Source organism: Streptomyces sp. 11-1-2 (assembly GCF_003595545.1).
In the GTDB taxonomy this organism is placed as follows: domain Bacteria; phylum Actinomycetota; class Actinomycetes; order Streptomycetales; family Streptomycetaceae; genus Streptomyces; species Streptomyces hygroscopicus_B.
Genome location: NZ_CP022545.1, coordinates 4,079,372 through 4,102,465 on the forward strand (window position 1 = coordinate 4,079,372; position 23,094 = coordinate 4,102,465).

Annotated in this window: 22 protein-coding genes and 1 pseudogene; 9 read left to right on the forward strand and 14 right to left on the reverse strand. The window is 69.3% G+C overall.

Annotated elements, in window-relative coordinates:
- Positions 1-92: 92 nt before the first annotated feature.
- Positions 93-233 (forward strand): annotated as a pseudogene (locus CGL27_RS17375) (IS701 family transposase); the annotation flags it as partial.
- Positions 234-242: 9 nt separating this feature from the next.
- Here CGL27_RS17375 and CGL27_RS17380 read toward each other — a convergent pair.
- Positions 243-902: a response regulator transcription factor gene (locus tag CGL27_RS17380; protein WP_119988217.1), complete on the reverse strand. Its 660-nt coding sequence runs from the start codon at positions 900-902 to the stop codon at positions 243-245.
- The gene (locus CGL27_RS17385; protein WP_119988220.1) at positions 890-2,104 is read right to left on the reverse strand and encodes a histidine kinase; all 1,215 of its coding nucleotides are present in this window, start codon (positions 2,102-2,104) and stop codon (positions 890-892) included. The genes CGL27_RS17380 and CGL27_RS17385 overlap by 13 nt, the downstream gene beginning before the upstream one ends.
- Before the next feature lie 172 nt (positions 2,105-2,276).
- On the opposite strand from CGL27_RS17385, the gene CGL27_RS17390 reads away from it, so the two are divergent.
- Positions 2,277-2,759 carry a hypothetical protein gene (locus CGL27_RS17390; protein WP_240450534.1) on the forward strand — a complete coding sequence of 161 codons (483 nt, stop codon included), beginning with the start codon at positions 2,277-2,279 and terminating at the stop codon, positions 2,757-2,759.
- Here the strand turns inward: CGL27_RS17390 and CGL27_RS17395 are convergent.
- Positions 2,728-3,021: a hypothetical protein gene (locus tag CGL27_RS17395; protein ID WP_240450535.1), complete on the reverse strand. Its 294-nt coding sequence runs from the start codon at positions 3,019-3,021 to the stop codon at positions 2,728-2,730. The two genes, CGL27_RS17390 and CGL27_RS17395, sit on opposite strands and share 32 nt — an antisense overlap.
- A gap of 138 nt (positions 3,022-3,159) precedes the next feature.
- Complete coding sequence (locus CGL27_RS17400) at positions 3,160-4,542, reverse strand: glycine--tRNA ligase (RefSeq protein ID WP_014060587.1); 1,383 nt, start codon at positions 4,540-4,542, stop codon at positions 3,160-3,162.
- A gap of 150 nt (positions 4,543-4,692) precedes the next feature.
- Between CGL27_RS17400 and CGL27_RS17405 the strand changes: the two genes are divergently transcribed.
- From CGL27_RS17405 to CGL27_RS17425, 5 genes are all read left to right on the forward strand, one after another.
- Positions 4,693-5,688, forward strand: a complete 996-nt coding sequence (locus CGL27_RS17405) for a metal ABC transporter substrate-binding protein (protein ID WP_119988225.1) — start codon at positions 4,693-4,695, stop codon at positions 5,686-5,688.
- Between the two features lie 29 nt (positions 5,689-5,717).
- Positions 5,718-6,590: a metal ABC transporter ATP-binding protein gene (locus CGL27_RS17410; RefSeq protein WP_240450988.1), complete on the forward strand. Its 873-nt coding sequence runs from the start codon at positions 5,718-5,720 to the stop codon at positions 6,588-6,590.
- A 1-nt stretch (position 6,591) separates the two neighbouring features.
- Positions 6,592-7,464, forward strand: a complete 873-nt coding sequence (locus CGL27_RS17415) for a metal ABC transporter permease (protein ID WP_078641318.1) — start codon at positions 6,592-6,594, stop codon at positions 7,462-7,464.
- A 169-nt stretch (positions 7,465-7,633) separates the two neighbouring features.
- The gene (locus tag CGL27_RS17420) at positions 7,634-8,059 is read left to right on the forward strand and encodes a Fur family transcriptional regulator (protein WP_014060591.1); all 426 of its coding nucleotides are present in this window, start codon (positions 7,634-7,636) and stop codon (positions 8,057-8,059) included.
- Positions 8,060-8,385: 326 nt separating this feature from the next.
- On the forward strand, positions 8,386-9,555 hold the full coding sequence (locus tag CGL27_RS17425) for a Cmx/CmrA family chloramphenicol efflux MFS transporter (protein ID WP_119988229.1): 1,170 nt from the start codon (positions 8,386-8,388) through the stop codon (positions 9,553-9,555).
- A 102-nt stretch (positions 9,556-9,657) separates the two neighbouring features.
- On the opposite strand, the gene CGL27_RS17430 is transcribed toward CGL27_RS17425, so the two are convergent.
- From CGL27_RS17430 to CGL27_RS17450, 5 genes are all read right to left on the reverse strand, one after another.
- Positions 9,658-10,146, reverse strand: a complete 489-nt coding sequence (locus CGL27_RS17430) for a hypothetical protein (RefSeq protein ID WP_119988232.1) — start codon at positions 10,144-10,146, stop codon at positions 9,658-9,660.
- Positions 10,147-10,156: 10 nt separating this feature from the next.
- Positions 10,157-10,534 carry a hypothetical protein gene (locus CGL27_RS17435; protein WP_205587713.1) on the reverse strand — a complete coding sequence of 126 codons (378 nt, stop codon included), beginning with the start codon at positions 10,532-10,534 and terminating at the stop codon, positions 10,157-10,159.
- Positions 10,534-14,754: a DUF6531 domain-containing protein gene (locus CGL27_RS17440; protein WP_119994433.1), complete on the reverse strand. Its 4,221-nt coding sequence runs from the start codon at positions 14,752-14,754 to the stop codon at positions 10,534-10,536. Before CGL27_RS17440 ends, CGL27_RS17435 begins: the two co-directional genes overlap by 1 nt.
- A gap of 41 nt (positions 14,755-14,795) precedes the next feature.
- Entirely contained in the window at positions 14,796-15,191 is a 396-nt protein-coding gene (locus tag CGL27_RS17445; RefSeq protein WP_119988235.1) for a hypothetical protein, read from the reverse strand.
- A 114-nt stretch (positions 15,192-15,305) separates the two neighbouring features.
- The gene (locus CGL27_RS17450) at positions 15,306-15,899 is read right to left on the reverse strand and encodes a dihydrofolate reductase family protein (protein ID WP_119988237.1); all 594 of its coding nucleotides are present in this window, start codon (positions 15,897-15,899) and stop codon (positions 15,306-15,308) included.
- 71 nt (positions 15,900-15,970) lie between these two features.
- Between CGL27_RS17450 and CGL27_RS17455 the strand changes: the two genes are divergently transcribed.
- On the forward strand, positions 15,971-16,549 hold the full coding sequence (locus CGL27_RS17455; protein WP_078641325.1) for a TetR/AcrR family transcriptional regulator: 579 nt from the start codon (positions 15,971-15,973) through the stop codon (positions 16,547-16,549).
- 48 nt (positions 16,550-16,597) lie between these two features.
- Here CGL27_RS17455 and CGL27_RS17460 read toward each other — a convergent pair whose 3' ends face one another.
- From CGL27_RS17460 to CGL27_RS17475, 4 genes are read right to left on the reverse strand one after another with little or no spacing between them, the layout of a single operon-like run.
- Entirely contained in the window at positions 16,598-17,434 is an 837-nt protein-coding gene (locus tag CGL27_RS17460; RefSeq protein ID WP_078641326.1) for an isoprenyl transferase, read from the reverse strand.
- Between the two features lie 50 nt (positions 17,435-17,484).
- Positions 17,485-18,234 carry a DNA repair protein RecO gene (gene recO, locus CGL27_RS17465; protein WP_078641327.1) on the reverse strand — a complete coding sequence of 250 codons (750 nt, stop codon included), beginning with the start codon at positions 18,232-18,234 and terminating at the stop codon, positions 17,485-17,487.
- A gap of 15 nt (positions 18,235-18,249) precedes the next feature.
- Positions 18,250-18,453 carry a DUF397 domain-containing protein gene (locus CGL27_RS17470; RefSeq protein WP_119988239.1) on the reverse strand — a complete coding sequence of 68 codons (204 nt, stop codon included), beginning with the start codon at positions 18,451-18,453 and terminating at the stop codon, positions 18,250-18,252.
- Between the two features lie 16 nt (positions 18,454-18,469).
- The gene (locus CGL27_RS17475; RefSeq protein WP_119988242.1) at positions 18,470-19,315 is read right to left on the reverse strand and encodes a helix-turn-helix transcriptional regulator; all 846 of its coding nucleotides are present in this window, start codon (positions 19,313-19,315) and stop codon (positions 18,470-18,472) included.
- 173 nt (positions 19,316-19,488) lie between these two features.
- Between CGL27_RS17475 and CGL27_RS17480 the strand changes: the two genes are divergently transcribed.
- A complete protein-coding gene (locus CGL27_RS17480; RefSeq protein WP_119988244.1) occupies positions 19,489-19,917 on the forward strand; it encodes an ATP-binding protein in 429 nt (142 codons plus the stop codon).
- Between the two features lie 49 nt (positions 19,918-19,966).
- Here the strand turns inward: CGL27_RS17480 and CGL27_RS53165 are convergent, their stop codons facing one another.
- On the reverse strand, positions 19,967-22,945 hold the full coding sequence (locus CGL27_RS53165) for a PQQ-dependent sugar dehydrogenase (protein WP_119988246.1): 2,979 nt from the start codon (positions 22,943-22,945) through the stop codon (positions 19,967-19,969).
- Positions 22,946-23,094: the final 149 nt, after the last annotated feature.

Genomic DNA, 23,094 nt, shown 5'->3' on the forward strand with positions numbered 1-23,094 from the left:
CCGAGACCCGTTCTGCTGGGGCAGCCCGCGACCAGGTCGTGCACCGGGTGGTCCAAGGCCCGCTGTGTCACGACGGTGTCGTGCCGGCGCCGGCGTATACGCGGGGGCTGCTGGCGCCGTTGGAGCGTAAGAACGGGTGGCCGGTGGCCGAGGAGGCCGGCCATCGCGGCCCGGACCGGATGCAGCGGCTGCTGAACCGCGTCGGCTGGGACGCGAACGGGGTCCTCGACGACCGTGCGCGCCTACGCCCGGGGCCTCTGGCCCACGCCCAGGAACCGCAGCACGGCCAGCACCCTGCGGTGGTCCGCCTCGGCGACCGGCAGGTCCAGCTTCCCCAAGATGGAGTTGATGTGCTTGGCCACCGCGCTCTCGCTGATCACCAGCGCCCCGGCGATCCCCGCGTTCGACCGCCCGCCGGCCATCAGCTCCAGTACGTCGCGCTCACGCGAGGTCAGCCGGTCCAGCGGATCGCTGTGCCGCCGCACCAGCAACTGGGCCACGACCTGCGGGTCCAGGGCGGTGCCACCGCCCGCCACCCGGCGCAGCGCGTCGATGAACTCCTCCACGTCCGCGACCCGCTGCTTGAGCAGATAGCCGATCCCGCTGGTGTGGGAGGTCAGCAGGTCCGCCGCGTACCGCTCCTCGACGTACTGCGACAGCAGCAGTACGGCCGTGTCCGGCCACTGCCGCCGGATCAGCAGGGCCGCCCGTACGCCCTCGTCCGTGAAGCCCGGGGGCATCCGGACGTCCACGACCGCGATGTCCGGACGGTGTTCCTCGACCGCCGCCAGCAGCCCCTCGGCGTCCGCCGCCTCCGCCACGACCTCGAAGCCCGCGGTCTGTACGACCTTGACCAGGCCGATCCGCAGCAGAACCGAGTCCTCGGCGATCACAGCGCGCACGGCAGCTCCACAGTGATGACGGTCGGGCCCCCGCGGGGGCTGCTGATGTCGAACGTGCCGTCCACCGACCCGGTCCGTTTGGCGAGCCCGCCGAGGCCGCTGCCCCGCGCGGGGTCGGCGCCGCCCACCCCGTCGTCCTCGACGACGATCCGCAGCGTGCCCCCGGCGCGGACGACCGTGACGTCGGCCCGCTCCGCCCGGGCGTGCTTGGCGACGTTGGCGAGCGCCTCGGACACGACGAAGTACGCGACGGCCTCGACGGTCGGGGCGGCTCGCTCCGGCACATGGACATGCAGCCGCACCGGCAGCGGGGCGCGCGCCGCGATGCCGGAGAGGGCGGCGTCCAGACCGAGTTCGTCGAGGACGGCCGGGTGCAGCCCGCGCACCAGGCTGCTCAGCTCCTCGATGGCCCCCTTGGCCTCCCGGTGCGCCTCGTCGATCACCTGCCTGGCCTCGTCCGGCAGATCGGTCAGGGTGGCCTTGGCCAGGCCCAGGTTGACCGCCATGGAGACGAGCCGCTGCTGGGCGCCGTCGTGCAGATCGCGTTCGATGCGGCGGCGCTCGGCGTCGGCCGCGTCGACCGCCCCCGCACGGCTCTCGGTCAGGTCCTCGACCCGCCGTTCCAGCTCCTTGGCGGGGACGGGGCCCAGCAGCGTGGTGGCGGCGCGGGTGTCGAGCCGCGCGAGGGCACCGATGAGCGCGTAGGCAAGGCCCAGCAGGATCAGGCCGCCCGCCGTGACATGTGCGGCCTGGGTCGAGTACCCGACGTGGTCGAGCCGCCAGGACAGCGGGACGCCCCATATCCAGAGGTACACGGTGGCGGCCCCGAGACCGACGAGGGCCATCGTGGCGGCCAGTACCCCGCCCCAGGCGACCGCCGGTCCGGCCAGCAGGTGGTACCACAGTTGCCGCGGAGCCCACCCGGGCCCGGTGATCTCGATGCCGAGCAGCTCCTTGAAGCGCCACCGCTGGACGCGCGTCAGCACGGGCGTGGCCACGGCCGGGACGACGAGCGGGAGGATGAGGGCGAGCACGACCCACCCCAGGGCGGCGATGTGCTCGTAGATCAGCCACGGAACGCTCATGGGGATCGCCCAGGCCACGAACTGCGCCGCCGCACCCGCGACGCCGAAACCGAGGTCGCGCCGCAGCCGGTGAAGCGTCCGCTCGAACGCGGGCCGCAGCGCGGTGGGGAGTCTCATACGGCGACTCTAGAGCGGCTCGGTACGGCCGCGCGCTGGAGCGCGGACCCGGAAAAGGAGTGCAGCCAGTGCCACCCCACAACGGCAACTGCCTTGAACGACACGGGCGGTGGCGCCGACAAGGCTGGCGGGCAGGCCCGATCCCCGGGCCGTCCGGAAGGAGACCCGCCCCATGACCGCCCTGTACGCCCCCGCCCGGCCCGGCCGCAGCACATCTCGCTCCCGGCCCGCGTGGATCACGCGGATACGCCCCGAGCCGGTGCTGCTGGCCTCGGGGGCGGCGCTGGTCCCCTGGCTGTACGTACTGGCCCGGACGGTGCCGTCCACGGCTCAGGTCGGCCACTGGAACGCCGCCTGGGTGGGCCTGGACGCCCTCGAGGCGCTCGGGCTGCTCTCCACCGCCGCGCTGCGCAGACGCGGCGACGACCGCCATCGTCTGACCGCGGCGGCGACGGGAGCGCTGCTGGTGGTGGACGCGTGGTTCGACACGGTGACCGCCGCGCCGGGCGGGGAACTGGCGGTGGCGGTCGCGATGGCGGCCTGCGCGGAGCTGCCGCTGGCGGCGCTGTGCACGGCGCTGGCGCTCGGCCGGGGGCGGCGGACCGTCCGCGGCAACGCGCGGCTCACCCCTGCGAGGCGGCCCACCACAGAATGACCGCTGCCGCCGCGAAGCAGGCCAGCATGATCAGCACGACCTGCCGCCGCGCCGCCGCGTCGGCGGTCATCCGCGGGGAGCCGAGGGCTCCGTGCGCCTGGGCGAGGTGGTCGAGTCCCTTGTGGCGGGCGCCGCCGTAGGTGATCCGCTCCTGCCAGTCGCAGTGCTCGCAGCCGAGCAGCCGCCGCTGCCCCGGACCGTAGCCGTAGCTCACCTCGAAGACCGTGCCGTCCTCGCGGGTGGCGGTGATGTGATGTGTCACGCCTCGCACGATTGGTGAACCCCCCGTTCTGCCGAACCGACGGGCCCCGGCGCCACGGACATCGCGTCCGCGGCGCCGGAGCCCGTCGTCGGGTATGTGTCCGGTGCCCGTGGTCCGGGCGCGATGGCCCGGGCCAGGTCAGCAGCCGATCAGGCGGCCGCCCAGGTAGGACTGGATCTGGTCGAGGGAGACCCGCTCCTGCTTCATCGTGTCGCGCTCGCGCACGGTCACGGCGTTGTCGTCGAGGGTGTCGAAGTCCACGGTGACGCAGAAGGGCGTGCCGATCTCGTCCTGGCGACGGTAGCGCCGGCCGATCGCGCCCGCGTCGTCGAACTCGATGTTCCAGTGCTTGCGCAGGTCCGCCGCGAGCCCCTTGGCCTTCGGCGAGAGCTGCGGGTTGCGGGACAGCGGCAGCACCGCGACCTTGACCGGCGCCAGGCGCGGGTCGAGCCGCATCACGGTGCGCTTCTCCATCTTGCCCTTGGCGTTGGGCGCCTCGTCCTCGACGTACGCGTCGAGCATGAAGGCCAGCATCGCGCGGCCCACGCCCGCCGCCGGCTCGATGACGTAGGGGGTCCAGCGCTCGCCGGCCTCCTGGTCGAAGTACGACAGGTCCTGGCCGGACGCCGCCGAGTGCGCCTTCAGGTCGAAGTCGGTGCGGTTGGCCAGGCCCTCCAGCTCGCCCCACTCCGAGCCGCCGAAGCTGAAGCGGTACTCGATGTCAGCGGTGCGCTTGGAGTAGTGGGAGAGCTTCTCCTTCGGGTGCTCGTACCACCGGATGTTCGCCTCCTGGAGACCGAGGTCCCGATACCAGTTCCAGCGCTGCTCCATCCAGTACTCGTGCCACGTCTCGTCCTCGCCCGGCTTGACGAAGAACTCCATCTCCATCTGCTCGAATTCACGCGTCCGGAAGATGAAGTTTCCCGGCGTGATCTCGTTGCGGAACGACTTGCCGACCTGCGCGATACCGAACGGCGGCTTCCGGCGCGAGGTCTGCTGGACGGCGAGGAAGTTGGTGAAGATGCCCTGGGCGGTCTCGGGGCGCAGATACGCGATCGAGCCGGAGTCCTGGGTCGGGCCGAGGTGGGTGGCGAGCAGCCCGGAGAACTGCTTGGGCTCGGTGAAGCTGCCCTTGTTGCCGCAGTGCGGGCAGTTGACGTCGGCCAGGCCGTTCTCGGGGAGCCGGCCGTGCTTGGCCTCGTACGCCTCCTCCAGGTGGTCCGCGCGGAACCGCTTGTGGCAGGAGGTGCACTCGGTGAGCGGGTCCGTGAAGGTGGCGACGTGGCCGGACGCCTCCCACACCTCACGGGCCAGGATCACGGACGAGTCGAGTCCGACGACGTCGTCACGAGAGGTGACCATCGAACGCCACCACTGCCGCTTGATGTTCTCCTTCAGTTCCACGCCGAGCGGTCCGTAGTCCCAGGCGGCGCGCTGGCCGCCGTAGATCTCGCTGCACGGGTAGACGAAGCCACGGCGCTTGCTGAGGCTGACGATGGTGTCGATCTTGTCGGCGGCCACGGTGCTCTCTTCATTGATGACGACACTGACGACGAAGCGAATGCTTCAGGTTACCGGCGGCGGCACCCCCCGGATCAAATCGGTAGTCGAAGCGATCAACAAGAGGACAGTTGTTGACAATCGTTTCCATCTTTGTTGAAAATGAGAGTCATGAACATACGCCGCCTCAGGCCCACGACCGCCCTCGTCGGAGCCGCCGCACTGGGCCTGACCACCCTCACAGCCTGCTCCTCCAACGTTGGCGACGGAAGGACGGACGGCAAGCTGGACGTGGTGGCGTCGTTCTATCCCCTGCAGTTCCTCGCCCAGCGGATCGGCGGGACCGCCATCCATGTGTCCTCCCTGACCAAGCCCGGCGTCGAACCGCACGATCTGGAGATCAGCCCCCGGCAGACCGCCGATCTCAGCAAGGCGGGCCTGGTGGTCTACCTCAAGGGGCTGCAGCCCTCCGTCGACCGGGCCATCGGACAGGCCGAGCCGAAGCACGTCGCCGACGCCGCCTCGTACACCACGCTGGAGGACCACGGCACCGAGGTCGAGGGCGACCATGACCACGGGGGCGAAGGCGGTCATGGGGGCGAGGGTGAGGAAGGGCACGAGGGCCACGCCCACTCCGGCGACGCCGCCGCCGACCCCCACATCTGGCTGGACCCGGTGCGCTACGCCCAGGTCGCCAAGGGTGTCGGCAAGGCGCTGGAGAAGGCCGACCCCGATCACGCCACGACGTACAAGAAGAACACCACCGCCCTGGTCAAGGAGCTGACCACGCTCGATCAGGACTTCCGGAGCGGTTTGAAGGACCGTTCGTCGGACACCTTCATCACGACCCACGCCGCCTTCGGCTATCTCGCCGAGCGCTACGGTCTGCGGCAGGAGGCGATCTCCGGCCTCGACCCCGAATCCGAGCCCAGCCCGGCCCGGATCAAGGGGCTGCACAGCGTCGCCAAGAAGGACAAGGTCAACACCGTCTTCTTCGAAACCCTCGTGAGCGACCGGACGGCGAAGACGCTGGCGGGCGATCTCCATCTGCGGACCGATGTGCTCGATCCCATCGAGGGCATCGGCGACAAGTCCAAGGGTGACGACTACATCCAGGTCATGCGATCCAACCTGAAGGCCCTGCAGAAGGCGCTGGGCACCAAGTGACGGACCACCCCACGGAGGTCGAGGAAACGATGGCGACCGAGGAACCCATGGAAACCGAGGAACCGGACATAGCCCCGACCGCGCCCCCGCATCCAGGACCCGAGGCACCCACACATCCGGCCCCGACCTCAGCACCGACCGCCGACCCCATATCCCTGCGCGGCGCCACCGCCACCCTCGGTGGCCGCCCCGTGCTGCGCGGTATCGATCTGACCGTCCGCCGCGGCGAGGTCGTGGCGCTGCTCGGCGCAAACGGCTCGGGCAAGTCCACCGCCGTACGGTCCATCGTCGGCCAGGTGCCGCTCACCGGCGGTGAGCTGGCCCTCTTCGGCACCCCCCGCCGCCGTTTCCGCGACTGGGCCCGGATCGGTTACGTACCGCAGCGCACCACCGCCGCCAGCGGCGTCCCCGCGACCGTACGCGAGGTCGTCTCGGCGGGCCGGCTGGCCCGGCGCCGGTTCGCCCCGCCGCGCAAGGCGGACCGGGCGGCCGTTCAGCGGGCCCTGGAGCTCGTCGGCATGGCCGACCGCGCCCGGGACCCGGTGAGCGCCCTCTCCGGCGGTCAGCACCAGCGCGTGCTGATCGCTCGCGCCCTCGCGGGCGAACCGGAACTGCTGATCATGGACGAGCCGATGGCCGGGGTCGACCTCGCCAGCCAGGAGATCCTCGCGGGCACCCTTCGCGAGCAGGTCGCCGCCGGTGCCACGGTCCTCCTCGTCCTCCATGAGCTCGGCCCGCTGGAGCCGCTGATCGACCGCGCGGTGGTGCTCCGCGACGGCTGCGTGGTCCACGACGGACCGCCGCCCAAGGCCGTGGGCCAGCACGCGCTGCCCGGCCACGATCACGTCCATCCCCATGCGGCGCCCGACGCCGAACCGATCCGGACAGGGTTGCTGACCTGAGATGCTCGAGATCCTCGACTACGCCTTTATGCAGCGGGCCCTGCTCGCCGCCGTCCTGGTGGGCATCACCGCGCCCGCCGTCGGCATCTACCTCGTCCAGCGCCGCCAGGCGATCATGGGCGACGGGATCGGCCATGTCGCCCTTACCGGCGTCGCCCTCGGCTTCCTGACCGGCGCCAACCCCGTGTGGACCGCCGTCGCCGTCTCCGCCCTCGGCGCGATCGCCATGGAGCTGATCCGCTGGTACGGCAAGACCCGTGGCGATCTCGCGCTCGCGATGCTCTTCTACGGCGGGATGGCGGGCGGTGTGCTGCTGATCAACCTCTCGCCGACCGGCTCCAACGCCAACCTCACCACCTATCTCTTCGGCTCGATCACCACGGTCTCCCCCGAGGACGTCGTCGCGATCTCCCTCCTCGCCGCATTCGTCGTACTGATCACCTTGGGGCTGCGCCGCCAGCTCTTCGCGGTGTGCCAGGACGAGGAGTTCGCCCGGGTGACCGGCCTTCCGGTGCGCACGCTCAACCTGCTGCTGGCCGTCACCGCGGCCGTCACGGTCACCGTCGCCATGCGCGTCGTCGGCCTGCTCCTGGTCAGCGCCCTGATGGTGGTCCCGGTCGCCGCCGCCCAGCAGGCCACCCGGGGCTTCGCGATGACGCTCGCGCTGGCGATCACCATCGGCGTCGTGGTGACCCTGTCCGGCACGGTCTTCTCCTTCTACAAGAACGTCCCGCCCGGCGCGAGCATCGTCGTCCTCGCCATCGGCGTCTTCGCCGTGATCACGGCCCTGGCCGCGCCCCTGGCGAAACGACGCGCTCAACGGGTGGCCGCGGCCGGGGAAGGGTGCACGGTGAGGGACGATGTACTCGTATAACGACTAACGACGACACTCGTATAGTCCACGTACTCGCACACTCGGCCACCCAGTCTGTCGCTCTCGTCCGTCCCCCGAGCGATAACTGGCACAATGGCCGGGCAGAAGACGCAGTGGGCGCGGAGAGAGCCCTGAGAGCGACGGAGCATGTGAGGTTGAGGAGGCAGCTGTGGTGACCGCGGGTCCCCCAGTACGCGGCCGGTCCACCAGGCAGCGCGCCGCGGTGGCGGCAGCACTGGACGAGGTGGACGAGTTCCGCAGTGCGCAGGAGCTCCACGACATGCTCAAGCACCGAGGCGACTCGGTGGGCCTGACCACCGTCTACCGCACCCTCCAGTCCCTCGCCGACGCCGGCGAGGTCGACGTCCTCCGCACCACGGAGGGCGAGGCGGTCTACCGCCGCTGCAACAGCGAGGAGCACCACCACCACCTGGTCTGCCGCGCCTGCGGCAAGGCGGTGGAGGTGGAGGGCCCCGCCGTCGAGAAGTGGGCCGACGCGATCGCCGCCGAGCACGGCTTCGTGGACGTGGCCCACACGATCGAGATCTTCGGCACCTGCGGCGACTGCGCGGCGGCGAAGGCTGCGCAGGGTTGATCTTCACGTCGCGGGGTTGGCAACCGCCCCGCTCCGAATTGATCTCCGTCTGGGGTTGTGGATACGGTGCCCGACGTGACGAGCCCTGAATCAGACAGAGCGGAGCCGCCGGTCGTTCGGCGGCGAGTAGTTGTCTGAACCGCTGACCTGACTTTTGGGTCGATCTCGCTTCCAGCGACCGGACACGACTCCGTGTGTCTGGTTCCGTTTCGGGCTCGCCGTATCCATGGCGTAGTCATGACGTATTCATGGCTCGTCATGGCGTAGTCCGACATCCAGCACGCGGCTGTTCTTGCCCGCATCCGCTCTTCGCTGGAGTCGACCTCTTGCCTGTTTTCCTTTATGTCCTCGCCCTCGCTGTCTTCGCGCAAGGAACATCCGAGTTCATGCTGTCCGGTCTCGTACCGGGCATCGCCCGCGACCTCTCCGTATCGGTGGGAGCCGCGGCGAGCCTGACGTCCGCATACGCGATCGGGATGATCGTCGGCGCCCCGGTGATGGCCGCGCTGAGCGCGCGATGGCCACGGCGGAGGGCCCTGGCGGCGTTTCTGACGGCGTTCGTGGTGGTGCATGTGATCGGCGCGGTGACGACGGACTTCGCCGTGCTCTTCGGTACTCGTATCGTCGCCGCGATCGCCAACGCCGGTTTCCTGGCGGTCGCGATGTCCGTCGCGACGGCCCTCGTACCGACGGCGCGGCACGCCAGGGCCACCGCCGTTCTGCTGTCCGGGGTCACGCTGTCGTGCGTCGCGGGTGTCCCCGCGGGGGCGTTGCTCGGGGAGTGGTCCGGCTGGCGTTCCGCGTTCTGGGCCGTGGCGGCCCTGTGCCTGCCCGCGCTGGCTCTGGTCTTCCGCCAGGCACCCGCCGACGCGGCGGGTCGGGAGGATGTGTCGATCAGGCGGGAAGCGCGTGTGGTGGCGGCGCGCCCGGTGCAGTGGGCCATGGTCCTGGCGGCCGTGGTCAACGGGGCGACCTTCGCGACCTTCGCCTACCTGGCCGTCATCGCCACGGACATCACCCACCTCCCCGACGCCGCCGTCCCCGCCCTTCTCGCCGCGTTCGGGGTGGGCGCCTTCGTGGGGGTCACCACGGCCGGCCGTAGGGCCGACGGCGGGTTCGGGAGGGGCCTGCTCCTCGCACTGTTCACCCTGCCTGTGGGCTGGGCTTTGCTGGCGCTGGCCAGCCCCTATACGGCCCCGCTCTTCATCGCGACGATCCTCCAGGGCGGCCTGTCGTTCGGCATCGGCTCAACCCTCGTCACCCGCGTCATGCACACGGCCGCCCAGGCCCCTTCGCTGGGCGGCTCGTTCGCCACGGTCGCGCTGAACACGGGTGCCTTCCTGGGCCCGTTGGCCGCGGGCGTCGTGACGGAGACGACGGGCGACTACCGGGGCGCGGTGTGGGTCAGCGCCGCGCTGGCCGCGACGGCGGTGGGTGCTGTCGCCGCTTCCCGGGCATGGGGTGCCCGCGCGGGTGTCGAGGAAGCCGGGTACTGACGGCGATCCGCGCTGCGGGAGTCGGACTTCCGCAGCGCGGATGCGGCCCGGGCCGACAGTCCGATGCCCGTCGCCTGGCGAATGCGGCCCCTCCGAACTCCATCAGCCAAGGCTCACGCTCCAGACGTCCCCATGCCCCGGGCAGTCGTCACGCTCCTCCTGGTTGTCCACCACCAGCACGGAGACCTTGGTCTCCGGTGCGCGGTATTCGAGATAGCCGCCTTGAGGGCGAAGATCGAGATCGGGCGCGTCGGGGGTTCGCGACAGCTCCTCCCGCAGCTCGCTCCAGGAGCAGCACTCCGGGAACTCCACGTCCGTATCCCGGCGCCATTCCGCCGCCATGCCCTGGTCATCAGCCGCGAGCCGATGCAGTTCGATCATGCCGCTGGTCATGCTCCACTTCCCCGGACCGCCGGAGAAGTAGAGCTCCACGAATCCGTAGTCCCTGCGGAGCATTCCGTACTCTTCGTCGACCACGTCAATGAAGTCGACTTTCAGCGCCTGATCGACCCCTCCAATGGGCGAACCGATACTGACGTCGTGAAGCCGACCGGTGGAAATCACCCTCGCCAGAACCGCGATGCCATCCACGCGCCCTCCCTCACTGCTCCACAGCAACGGTCACATCGTGCGGGCCAGGCAGCACCACCGGAGCCTCGTCGGTATACCAGGAGTACTCCAGAGCCGACAGACACCCATCACTCACCCATAGCAGCAGTTCGCCGACCAATTCTCCGGAGGAATCCTTCACCGCGCCAATGGCGGGAATCACCCCATCGGAGACCTCCGCTCGCGGGAAAGGCTCCACCACTTCGAGGTCTACGCTGGGGGAATCACTACCCCAGCGACCGACGACGCGCGTTTGAGGGAGCTGCTGCCTCAACTGCTCAGCGCCCGGGAATTGCACCGAAAGGACCTTCTTCAGTACACTAATTTCAGCCGCCTGTAGATGCCTGGGCGGGTGCTCGACTGCCGCCATCATTTCCCTCCGGGGAACTTGTCTTCGATGAACGCCGTGCCTACTCGTGGCACACCCTTCACCATGGCTCCGCGAATCGTCACGACCTCGCCGTCGATCGTACGCTTGACCACGAACCCGCCGGCATCCGGCAAATCATCCTTCTCGCCCAAGCTATTGACGATACGCCTGAAAGCCTGTTCCCTCCCTCCCGAATTCTTGACAATGTCGTCGAAGCCGTGCTTGGGAGGGTCGATTACATGCTCCAGCTTGCGTGGAGTGTTGTCCAGTTCGTAAGCCTTATCCAAAGCATCCTGCGGACAACGCTGAAGACCGGCTGGATCAGCCCAGCCGGACGGATTGGTGACATATCCGTGATGGTTGGGGGCGGGATCCAGGCCCAGCGGATCGGGGGTGACGTAGCGGGCCGTTTCTGGGTCGTAGTGGCGGAAGTAGTTGTAGTGCAGGCCCGTTTCGGGGTCGGCGTATTGGCCGGGGAAGCGGAGGGGGCAGTCGACCGTTGAGGTGCTCGCCCGGGAGGGGAAGTGGGTGCCCCAGAGGGTGGTGCGGTGTTGCCAGGACAGGTCTCCGTCGGGGGTGACCAGTTCTGTTGGGGTGCCGACCAAGTCCGTGATGATGGCGTGGAAGCCGGGTGGCGTCTCGTCATCGGCGCCCGTGAATTTCTCGATGAGGGATGCGCCGGGCTTCCGGATCAGCGGGGTGTGGTCGGTTTGGGTGAGGGGGCGGTGGGTGCCTGGGGCGTAGTCCCAGGTGGTGTGCTTGCCCTCGGGGGTGGACTGTTCCGCCAGGCGGGTGTCTTCCCAGGTGAAGTCCACCGATTCGGCGACCGTGCCGTCCTCGGCCAGACGCTGTTTGGATATGCGACGGCCCAGCGGGTCATAGGTGTAGTGCCAGTGGTCGCCTTCGGGCGTCGTCACGTCGGTCAGGCGGTCTTCGGCGTTCCAGGTGTACGTCCAGGTGCGGGTCTGGCCGTTGAGGAGTTTGCGGGTGCGGCTGGTCAGGCGGCCCTGGGCGTCGTGTTCGTAGGTCTTACGGCCCGCGCTGTGGATGATCGTGCCGGTGAAGCTGCGGTCACCGGGGGTGTCGTGCTCCGGGGCCGTTGCGTGGGTGAGGTTGCCTGCCGTGTCGTAGGCGTACGTCTCGGTCCAGCCGTGGGCGTGAACCCCCGTCACGCGGCCTACCGGGTCCAGGTCGAAGCGACGGGTTCCGGAGGTGAGTTCGCGGATCTCGGTGAGGTAGCCGTCCGCGCGGTAGGCGTAGGAGCGGTGTTGGAGGACCCGGTTCGCCTCGCTGTCGCGGCCCTCGCCGATCGTTTGTGCCGTGAGGCGGTCTGCCGTGTCCCAGGTCTGAGTCAGTTTCACCGCCTCGCCCACGCGGCGTTCCGTCTCTCGGCCCGCCGCGTCGTAGGTGAACGTCAGGGTGCCGGCCGTCCCCGTACGCAGTGCGGTGGGGCGGCCTGCCTCGTCGTAGGTCCAGGCGCTCGTCAGGCCGGACGGCATCGTGCGTTCGGTGCGGCGGCCCACCGCGTCATACGCGTACGTCGTCGTGCGGCCGTTGACCGTTTCTGACAGGACGCGACCCAGCGCATCGCGTTCGATGGTCAGCTCGGCGTCCGCGTTGGTCGCCTGGGCCAGTTGGCCGACAGCGTTGTAGGCGAAGGTCGTGGTCTCGCCCGCGGCGTCCCGCTGCTCGACGGCACGGCCCAGCGCGTCCCGGGTGAAACGCAGCGTCTCGCCCGCGCCGTTGGTCCGGGTCAGCAGGTCGCCAGCCGGGTCGTGGGTGTAGGCGAGGGTGCGGCCGTTGAAGTCGGTCTCGGAGGTGAGGCGGCCCGCCGGGTCGTAGGTGTAGGTCCAGGTCAGGCCCTGGGGGTTGGTGACCTCGGTCAGGCGCAGCTCGGTGTCGTAGGCGAAGGCGTACGTCGCGCCGTCCGGCTCGGTGCGGGTGGCGGGGACGTCGAAGTGGGTGGAGGTCTGGTGGGTGGTGTGGCCCGCCGGGTCCGTGTGGGTGAGGAGGTTGCCCTCGCCGTCCCAGGTCCAGCTCTCCCTGGCCCCGTCCGGCTCCTCCCGCCACGCCGGTTTGCCCTCGGTCGTCCAGCCCATGCGGGTGGTGTGGCCCAGGGGGTCCGTCGCCTCCACGATCCGGCCGAAGGTGTCCCGGCGGACGCTCGTGGTGTGGCCGAGGGGATCCACAACAGCGATCGGCAGTCCCGCCGGGCCGCATGCGATGCGGCGGCTGTGGCCCAGTGCGTCCGTCACCTGGGACAGGTGGCCCCGGTCGGTGTAGGCGTAGGTGGTGGTCGACCCCGCCGGGTCGGTGGTGGCGGTCAGGTTGCCCGTGTCGTCGTATGCGTGGCGCCACGTGCCGCCGCCCGGCTCGGTGACCTCCAGCGGCAGGCACAGCGCGTTGTACGTGGCCTTCGCCCGCGCCCCGTCCGGGAGGGTGACGCCGGTCAGGTTGCCGTCCTCGTCGTACCCGTAGCGCGTCGTGCGCCCCAGGGGATCCGTCATCGCGACCTTACGGTCGCCGCGCGTGTCCCACTCCGTCAGCGTGGTGTGGCCCAGCGGATCGGTCTCCTCGATCAACTGCCCGTCGGCGTTGTAGCGGTACGTCGTGCGGTGGCCCAGCGAGTCCGTGTAGACCGTCGTCCGCGCCGCGTCGTCGTACTCCAGGCCGCCGTTGTAGACGCCGTCGCTGCCCTCGGTGCGCACCACCTTTCCGTCCGGCCCATACACGTACCGGAACGACGTGCCGTTGCGGTCGGTCCAGGAGGTCACCCGTCCCTGGGCGTCGTAGGTGAAGCGCAGGGGCGTGCCGCTGGAGTTGATGACCTCCGTAAGGTTGCCCGCTTCGTCGTAGCCGTAGCGCATCACCACCGTGCCGCCCTCGCGGCTCTGCCCGGGGGCATAGATCGACGGCGGTTCATCGAGGAGCCGGAGTGCGGTGACCCGCTGGCCCTCGGTGTCGACGGCCAGGTAGTAGCCCCCGGAGTGGCGGACGGCCAACGGGGCGCCGCTCAGGGCGCGTTCGATGTCGATGCGGGCGCCATTGCGGTCCTGCAGGCTCTCCAGCGGCAGATGGACCGCGCCCGGCTCCTCCGTGGCGGCGGGGCGGACGAACGTCCGCACCACACCTGCCTCCGGATCGGTGACCGTCATGACGCCGTCCGGTTTGCCATCCCATTCCAGCGGCCACCGCGCGCCCTTCGCGGGCAGCGTCGGCACCCCGGGCTCCGGCACCGGGTACACCAGCCGCATCCCGTCCGCGGCGGCGAACACCACGCCCTCCGCGTCGAGTTGGATCCGCTCGTCCAGCAGGCTGGCCCAGGTCGGGCCGAACCACACCCCGCCCCGGTACGAGGACACATGGGTGCGTTCGAAGACCAACGGCAGCGAACCGGGCAGCGTCAGATCGGTGTGCTCCATCAACATCGCGCCGGTCGCGATGTCGATCGGCTCACCCGTACACGGGCACTTCCTGGCCGGGCGGGCGGCCGGGCCCTCCTCGACCAGGTTCGGGCGCAGCGAGGGCACCTTCGGGGGCTTGAGCAGGTCCGGGACGCCGGTGAGCTTCGGCATCACACCGGGCTTGAGCACCCCCAGCCCGGCGCCGAAGATCCCGCCGTCGATCATGCCGTCCTTGGCGGCCTGGTTGACCTCGTCCAGGCTGAAGCCCTTCTGCTGCCCCAGGGCGATCTTCACCGGCTGGGCCACCGCCGCGTCGATCGTCACCGACAGCACGCTGGTGAAGACCGCGCCCGTCAGCATCTCCGCGGCGATGACAGCGACCGCTTCCTCCACGGCGACGCCCAGACCGGCGGCCATGGCGATGATCTCCGCCGCCACCCCGTCGGAGGCACCCCCGGTGACGATGGTCAGCAGCCCGCCGCCGACGAGCGCGACGGCATCGATGCTGATCTGCGTCCACAGCTTCTCGATCGCGTCATCGACGGTGCCGGCGAACTTGTCCAGCGCCTTGGCCATGTTCCGGGCGGACTTGGCGAGGTTGCTCAGCCAGCCCTCGCCCTTGCCCTTGGCGTAACGCCCCCAGAAGGTCTCGAAGGCGTCGATCGCCTCGCCCTTGTTGTGGTGGATGAGCGTCGTGGCCGCCTTGTCGGTCGCGACCCGCACATCGTCCACGCTGTCGGCGAACGTCCGCCAGGCGTCGGCCGCGTGGCGAAGAGTGCCGGAGTTGGCGTCCGGCCACCACATGCCCAGCTTCATGAGGAGGGCCTTGGCCTTCTCCTCGATCTCGCTGCCGAAACTCACCGATGGCCGCCCGCGCCCGGACCCTGGTCATGGCCGGAGCCATGCTTGGCCTTGGTGAACATGCCCTCGATGAGCTTGTCGTTGTCGACATGGCCATCGGCCATGTCGTTCATCGCCTCATAGATGCTGGTCAGCCCGAGGACGAGAATGCCGGCCGCCGACTCGATGTGCTTCTGGTTCGGCTTGTACTGCTTGCCGAAGTCCTTACCGGGCTTGTCGTCCCCCCACGGCTCCCCATAGCCGTCCAGCGTCGTGATCAGCTTGGTCAGCGCCTCACTCAGCTTCACCGACTGGTGGTGGAAGGTGGGCGCGACGGACTTGATGTCCGCCACCTTGATGTCCAGGACCTTGCCGCCGCCGTGCCCGCCGCCGCTGCCGCTGCCGCCGCCCATGCGACGCCTCCCCCGTTGAGCGTTTGTCGTACAAAGCTTCCAGGCTAGGGCGGCGAGCATCATGGACCGTTCAATGTGGGCCCTACAACGAGTAAAGAGCGCTGAGCGCCATGGCTAGCGGCGCGTGAGGTGGGTGAGGGTGACGCCGCCGGGAAAGGCGGTGCGCTCGGCGACGTCGAAGACGGTGGGGTCGAAGGCGCCGTCGAAGGCCGGGACCCCGGCACCGGCGACGACCGGGTAGTTCTTGATCACCAGCTCGTCGACCTCGGGCAGCAGTGCACCCGCCAGCTTGCCACCACCGCAGAGCCATACGTTCAGCCCGGTGCCCTCCTCCCGCTTGAGCTCGCGTACGAGGGCGAGCGGATCGCCCGGGACGACGGTGACGGCCGGGTCGATGTCGGGCTTGAGGGTGCTGGACACCACGTACTGGCGCAGATGCGCGTACGGGCTGGTGATCCCCGCGTCCAGGGCGGGGCGGTAGGCGCCGAGGCCCATGATGATGGTGTCGAAGTGCCGGTTGGGCGTGTCGGTCAGGCCGACCGCGGCGCGGTGGGCGGTCGGGACCGTGTCGGGAAACAGCGTGTTGGTCCAGGCCGAGTAGGCGGCGGACTGCCGTTCGTCGCCGGCGAAGTAGAAGTCGTACTCACCGCCGGGACCGGCGATGCGACCATCGAGCGTGACGGCGACGTAGTACACGAGCTTTCGCATTGTTGGCAGCTCCACCTGTAGTACTCTGACTGAAGTGGTTAGAACGTAGTACTACAGACGGAGTGGTGTCAATGGTGAGACGGAACGACGAGCGGCGCGCCGCACTCGTCGACGCTGCGATCGAGGTCTTGGCCAGGGAAGGCGCACGCGGCCTGACCTTCCGGGCGGTGGACACCGAGGCCGCCGTCCCCGCCGGTACGGCGTCCAACTACTTCGCCAACCGCGACGATCTGCTCACCCAGGCCGGCGCCCGTGTCTATGAGCGGCTCCAGCCCGACGAGGCCACGATCGCCCGCCAGCGGGCGGCAGGCCGCGACCGGGAGACCTACGTGGAGCTGATGCGTGAACTCGTCGGCCGCGTCGCCTCGTTCCGCACCGGCTATCTGGCCCTGTTGGAGCTCCGCCTCGAGGCCACCCGCCGCCCCGCGCTCCGTAAGGTCCTCACCGAGCGGGTGCGGGCCGACGTCGATGCCAACGTCGCCTACCACGAGGCGTCGGGGCTCCCCGGCGACGCCATGGCCGTCAAGCTGCTGATAATGGCTCTGAACTGGCTGATCGTCGAGCAGCTCACCTTGCCGGACGTCTTCACGGAGGCGGAGCGGGACCGGCTGGTGGCGGCCGCGGTGGAGCGCATCGTGGCGGCGGAATAGGCGTGGCGGCGGCGGACCAAGCGGCCGCCGCTCACGCCGCCTGCGCGCTTACTCGGACGGGGAGTCGTCCTTCTTCAACTGGTCCTCGTTCGGGATCGCCCCGCCGAAGCGGCGGTCCCGCGAGGCGTACTCCAGGCACGCCCGCCACAGGTCGCGGCGGTCGAAGTCCGGCCACAGCACGTCCTGGTACACCATCTCGGCGTACGCGCTCTGCCAGATCAGGTAGTTGGACGTCCGCTGCTCGCCCGAGGGGCGCAGGAAGAGATCCACATCCGGCATGTCCGGGTAGTAGAGGTACTTCGCGAACGTCTTCTCGTTCACCTTCGACGGATCGAGCCGCCCCGACCGGACGTCCTCCGCCAGCGCCTTCGCCGCGTCCGCGATCTCCGCCCGGCCGCCGTAGTTCATGCAGAAGTACATCGTCATGGCATCGTTGTCCTTGGTCTGCTCCTGGGCGACCTGGAGCTCCTGCGCCACCGACTTCCACAGCTTCGGCATCCGGCCCGCCCAGCGGATCCGTACGCCCATCGCGTCCATCTCGTCGCGGCGGCGGCGGATGACATCGCGGTTGAAGTTCATCAGGAAGCGCACCTCGTCGGGCGAGCGCTTCCAGTTCTCGGTCGAGAAGGCGTAGAGGGAGAGGTTCTTCACGCCCATCTCGAGGCAGCCCTTGAGCACGTCCAGCACGACGCCCTCGCCAACCTTGTGCCCCTCGGTGCGCGGCAGCCCGCGCTCCTTGGCCCAGCGGCCGTTCCCGTCCATCACGCACGCCACGTGCTGCGGCACCAGCTCACCGGGGATCTTCGGCGGCCGGGCGCCGGACGGGTGCGGCTCCGGGATCCGGTACTCCCGCCGCTGTCGGCCCAGAAACCCGCGTCCTGCCATGCCTGCCACGTCTCCCTCAGCTCTTGCTCTCTGTGCTACTGCCTGTGCTGCTACTTCTCTACGTACCGCAGCGACCGAAGTCCCCGCTCCAGGTGCCAGGACAAATACGCCGCCACGAGCCCGCTGCCCTCCCGGGCATGCCGCAGCTCACACGCGTCCGCCGTCGCCCAGTCCCCCGTCAGCAGCGCGCCCAGCAGCGTCAGCGACTCCGCCGAGGGTACGACGCTTCCGGGCACCCGGCACTCTCCGCAGATGACCCCGCCCGCGCCGACCGAGAAGAACCGGTTCGGACCGGGCATCCCGCACTTGGCGCAGTCATCGAAACTCGGTGCGTAACCGTTGACCGCGAGCGAGCGGAGCAGAAACGCGTCCAGGACGAGATGCGGCTCGTGCTCCCCGGCGGCCAGGGTGCGCAGGGCGCCGACGAGCAGCAGATACTGCTGTACGGCGGGCTCGCCCTCATGGTCGGTGAACCGCTCGGCCGTCTCCAGCATGGCCGTACCGGCGGTGTAGCGGGCGTAATCGGTGACGATCGTCCCACCGTACGGCGCGATCGTCTCACTCTGCGTGCACAGCGGCAGCCCGCGGCCGATCAGCTCGCCACCGCCGCGCGAGAAGAACTGCACGTCGACGTGGCTGAACGGTTCGAGCCGCGCCCCGAACTTCGACTTCGTCCGCCGCACCCCCCGCGCGACGGCGCGGACGCGGCCGTTGTTGCGGGTGAGGAGGCTGATGATCCGGTCCGCCTCGCCCAGCTTCTGGGTGCGCAGCACGATGCCGTCGTCGCGGAACAGACTCATGGCGCCCATTGTCCCCTAGCGGGACAGATGATCGAACCGCCCTGCCTTCACGGCCCGGGTAAGCGCCCGGAGGGCGGCGGGGGTGGTGGCGATCACGGTCTGGGGTTCGTCGCTCTCGCGGAGGAGGATCGCGGCGTCGGGGGCGTGGGCCAGCTCCACGCAGGCGTTGTCCGGGGCGTCCGCCGAGTAGGAGGACTTCCGCCACTGTATGTGGGACATCTCCATGCCTTCAGAGTCAGGGCGCGATGGCGTGAATGAAATCGCGCGTGTCTTCGGGTGTGAGGGACAGCTCTTCCGTCCGATCGAGAATCCGCCGGTAGTTGGCGAGGTGGGTCTCTCCGTCAAGGAACATCACACCGGTGGGCGCGTCGAGCTGCACCGTATCCAATTGCGGGACCGCCCCACACACATAGGCAGCCGAGACCCCGGCGTTGGGAAACCCTCCGGCGGAGAAGGGGATGGCTCGCACCGTGACATTGTCCCGCTCCGATGCCTCAAGGACACGCTCCAGCTGAGCACGGGCCACCTTGGCCCCACCGAACTCCATCCTCAGCGCAGCTTCGTGAATCAGGAAGGTGCACGGCGGCGGATCGTCCCGATCCAGGACATCGCGACGGCGCAACCGGAAGGACAGGCTGACCCGCAGTTGCGCGGGGGTGGGTTCCGGCTCGGCGATCGAGAACACCGCCTTCGCGTAGTCCTCAGTCTGCAGCAGACCCGGGATGTGCATGATCTGCACGGCGCGCAAGCTCACGGCTCGGAATTCGAGCTCGGCCAGGTCAAGGGCGCTGGCAGCCATCTTGCCCTGATACTCATCCCACCAGCCTCGGCCACGCTCGGTGGCCATGGCTGCGAGAGCGTCAACATACGCCTGGTCGCCCCATGAGTAGACGGCGGCCAGCATCCTGACGCGTTCCTCGCTCACACCCAGGCGCCCCGACTCCATGTTGCTGACCCGTGCACCCTCGGCACCCAGCTGCTGAGCCGCGTGGGCCACCGTTATCCCGGCGTGCTCACGCATCTTGCGCAACTCCGCGCCAACGCGGCGCTGTCGTGCGGTTGGGGCTGCCTTCTGCGGCATGTGCACACCCTCCCCTTGCCCACTTCATCACACAGTGCGTCTGCGACATTACTCGAATCCACGATCGGTTGCATGAAGGCAGCGAACTACGCTGCATAGCTGCATCCGAATGCCGTATGGTCCTGGTAGCGCAGCGCATCGAACCAATCACGCACCGCGTTGGGAGCACCCTCATGCCCGAAGTCGCCGCAGTCACCGAACCCCCGTACGCCTACCGCCTCAGCGCCCCCAACTCCCCCAAGAGCCCCAGGGTCTGCCGGGACGCCATCGCCGCCCTCCTCCAGGCCAACGACCTGCACGACCTCGCGGACACGGCGAAACTCCTGGTCTCCGAGGCCGTGACGAACGTCAACCGGCACACGAACACCCAACTGATCCACATCGACACCCTCGTCCGCGACCGCATCGCGACGATCGCCGTACGCGACGGCTCCCCGGACCGCCACCCGTACCCCCGCGACGCGGCGCCCGACGAGGAGGGCGGCCGGGGGCTGTTCCTGATGCAGGAGCTGGCCTACGCATGGGGCGTCACCTGGGAGCACGGGCTGCGCCCCACCAGCAAGCACATCTGGTTCGAGCTGCGCGACCCGGTGGACGAATGAGGGGTGGCCGGAGAGGACCTCTCCGGCCACCCCTACGTCATCTCAACGGTTACGTTCCCGCGTCCGAGTTGCCGCGCAGTTTCACGTTCGCCGTGCTCGCGTTCTTGATCGCCGTCTCGATCTGGGCCATCGACGAGCCGGAGTTGATCCCGGGCACGGTCGCGCTGTTCAGGGCGTAGAGCGTGAAGGTGTACGGATGGGTCGAACCGCCGGGGCAGGGGCCGAAGTACTGCTGGGCGTTGGCGCCGCTGCCCATGGCCTTCTGTTTGGCGCCGTCCTGGCCTGGGACGTTGAATCCGGATCCCAGCGCCTCGGGCAGGGAGAGCTTGGCCGCCGGGATGTCCCAGATCGCCCAGTGGAGCTTGTTGCCGCTGTTCGCGACGTCGGCGAAGACGATGGCCCAGCCGCGTGCGCCGGTGGTTCCGGCGCCCCAGGCCAGCGGCGGTGAGGGGTCCTGGCCCGCGGTTCCGTCGCCGGCGCAGGTGTGGCGCTCCGGGATGGTCGCGTTGTCCTTGAAGGCGCTGCTGCTCAGCTTGAACTCACCGGCGGTGCCGTCGTCCGAGTAGACGATGTCGATCCGCAGGATGCGGTCGTTGCCGTCGGTGCCGTCCTTGTCGGTGGAGGTGGTGAGCCAGATGTCACCGTCGTGGTCGACCTCGACCGTACGCAGCCGGTCGTAGGTCCCCTGGAAGTACGTCTTCTGCTCGACGAGGTTGGCGGCGGAGTCGATGCGCATCCGGTAGACGCGCTTCCCCACGGTGGTGGCGACGAAGACATGGTCATTGATGATCGTCAGCCCGCTGGGTGAGGCCGAGGAGGTCGACCAGGTCTTCTTCGGCGCGATGTAGTCGGAGTCCGAGCAATCGCCGCTGGTGCCCTCGCAGTTGGGCCAGCCGTAGTTGCCGCCCTTCTGGATGAGGTTGACCTCGTCCATGACGCTGTTGCCGAACTCGGACTCCCACAGGCGGCCCTTGGAGTCGAAGTCCAGGCCCTGCGGGTTGCGGTGGCCCAGCGACCAGACGGCGTTGCCGAAGGGGTTGTCGGACGGGATCGAGCCGTCGGGGTTGATCCTGAGGATCTTGCCGTTGAGCGAGTTCCGGTCCTGCGCCCGCGACTCGGTCTGGGCGTCGCCCATGGAGGCGTACAGCTTGCCGTCGGGGCCGAAGCGCAGCCGTCCGCCGTTGTGGAAGCGGCTCTTCTCCATGCCCTGGAGCAGCACCTTGTAGCCGCTGAGGGTGTTGTTCTCCAGCGTCATCCGGGCGATGCGGTTGCCCTCACTGGAGGTGTGCACGAAGTAGAGGTAGTGGTCGGTGGCGAAGGTCGGGGAGATCTCGAGGCCCAGCAGACCGCCTTCGCCGCCGGTGGTCTGGGAGTTGGGCACCTTGCCGACCAGGGTCTTCGTGCCGGACTTGGTCAGCTTGTAGACGTTGAAGGTGTTGCGCTCGGTGAAGATGCCGGTGCCGTCGGGCAGGAAGCCCAGGCCCCAGGCCACGTCCACGCCGCTCGCGATGGTGCTGACCGTGCCGGGGTCGGGGGTGCCGCCCGGCTGGCTTCCGGAGGTGGTCACCGTGATCTCGGGCGTGAAGGGGGACTTGTTGCCCTTGAGGTCGTACGCCCTGACCTTGAAGGCGTACGCGGTGTTCGGAATCAGGCCCGCGACGCTGGTGGAGGTGGTCTCCGAGGTGCCGGACAGCACGCCGTCGCGGTAGATCTCGTAGCCCGTGACCTTGACGTTGTCGCTCGACGCGGACCAGCCCAGATCGACGGTGGTGGCCGTCTTCGAGGGGGAGGTCAGGTTGGCCGGGGCGGTCGGCGGCTCGGTGTCGGGCGGCGCGGGCAGGGTCGCGATGGTGACGGCGTTGGATGCCTCGGAGGCGTTCCCGGCCGCGTCCCGCGCGAAGACGGTCCAGTCGTACGAGGTCTCGGGGTCGAGGTTCTCGACGGTCGCCGCGAGGACGTCCGCGCCGACCTTCTTCATCAACTGGCCGTGCTGATAGACGTCGTAGCCGGTGACGCCGACATTGTCGGTGGACGCGTCCCAGGCCAGCGAGACGGTGGTGGCCGTCGGCTCCTTGTCCTTGCGCAGGTTCGCGGGGGCGGTGGGCCGCTCGGTGTCGGCGGGGCCGGTCGGGGTGACGGTCAGCTTGTCGAGGTTGGGGCCGTCGGCGCCGGAGGTGGTCGCGCGGACCGTGTTGCCGCCGGCCTTGAGCGTGGCGTTCACGCTGACCGTCTTCCAGGTGGTCCAGGCGCCGGTCGCCGGGAAGGAGAGGTCGTCGGCGACGGTGCCGCCGTTGACGGCGATGTCGAGCGGGCGGTCGGCGGAGGCGCTGGCGTAGCGGAAGTCGAGCCGGGCGGGGCCGGCTTGTGCCGCGTCGACGGTGAATTCGACGTAGGCGCCCGTGACGACGTCGAAGTTGACGAATCCGGTGCCGGAGTGGCCGTCGTGGTTGGACTCGACGGCGCCCTGGGAGATCTTGGCGGATTCGGCCTCGTAGTCGGTTCCGGCCGGTCCGTCGGCGGCGGTGACGTCGATGTAGTCGAGGTTGGGGCCGCCCTCGGCCGCCGCCGAGGTCGTGCGGATGGTGTTGGCACCGGCCTTGAGGGTGACGGTGGTGGTCACGGACGACCAGCCGGTCCAGGTGTCGGTGGACGGGAACGCCAGGTGGTCCACCGCCTGGTCGCCGTTGACGGCGATGTCCAGCGGGCGGTCGGCGGCTGTGCCGTTGGCGTAGCCGAGGGTCAGGGTGGCGCTGCCCGCGGCCGGGGCGTTCACCGTGAACTCGACGTAGGTCCCGGCCGCGTTGTCGAAGTTGACGAATCCGGAGCCGGAGTAGCCGGCGTGGTTGGACTCGGCCGCGCCCTCGGAGATGACCGCGGACTCGGCCTCGTACCGCACGGATGCGGCGGCGGCCTTCGCGTCGGAGGGCTGGGCCGCGCTGATGTTCGGCAGCGTGATGGTTAAGGCCGCGGTGGCCGCGGCCAGGAAGGCACCGACCGCTCGGCGCGGTCTGCGGGGGATGGGCGCCACAGGGTTTCCTCCGGACAGACTGATAGGAAAGGTTCCTATCAGTGACGCGTAGCGACGCGTCCACGTCAAGAGGCGTGCATGGTGCGGAATTTGGTGTGCACGGCATGGATGTACGGGCGGGCGGTCCGAAGTGATCCGCGATGTCACAA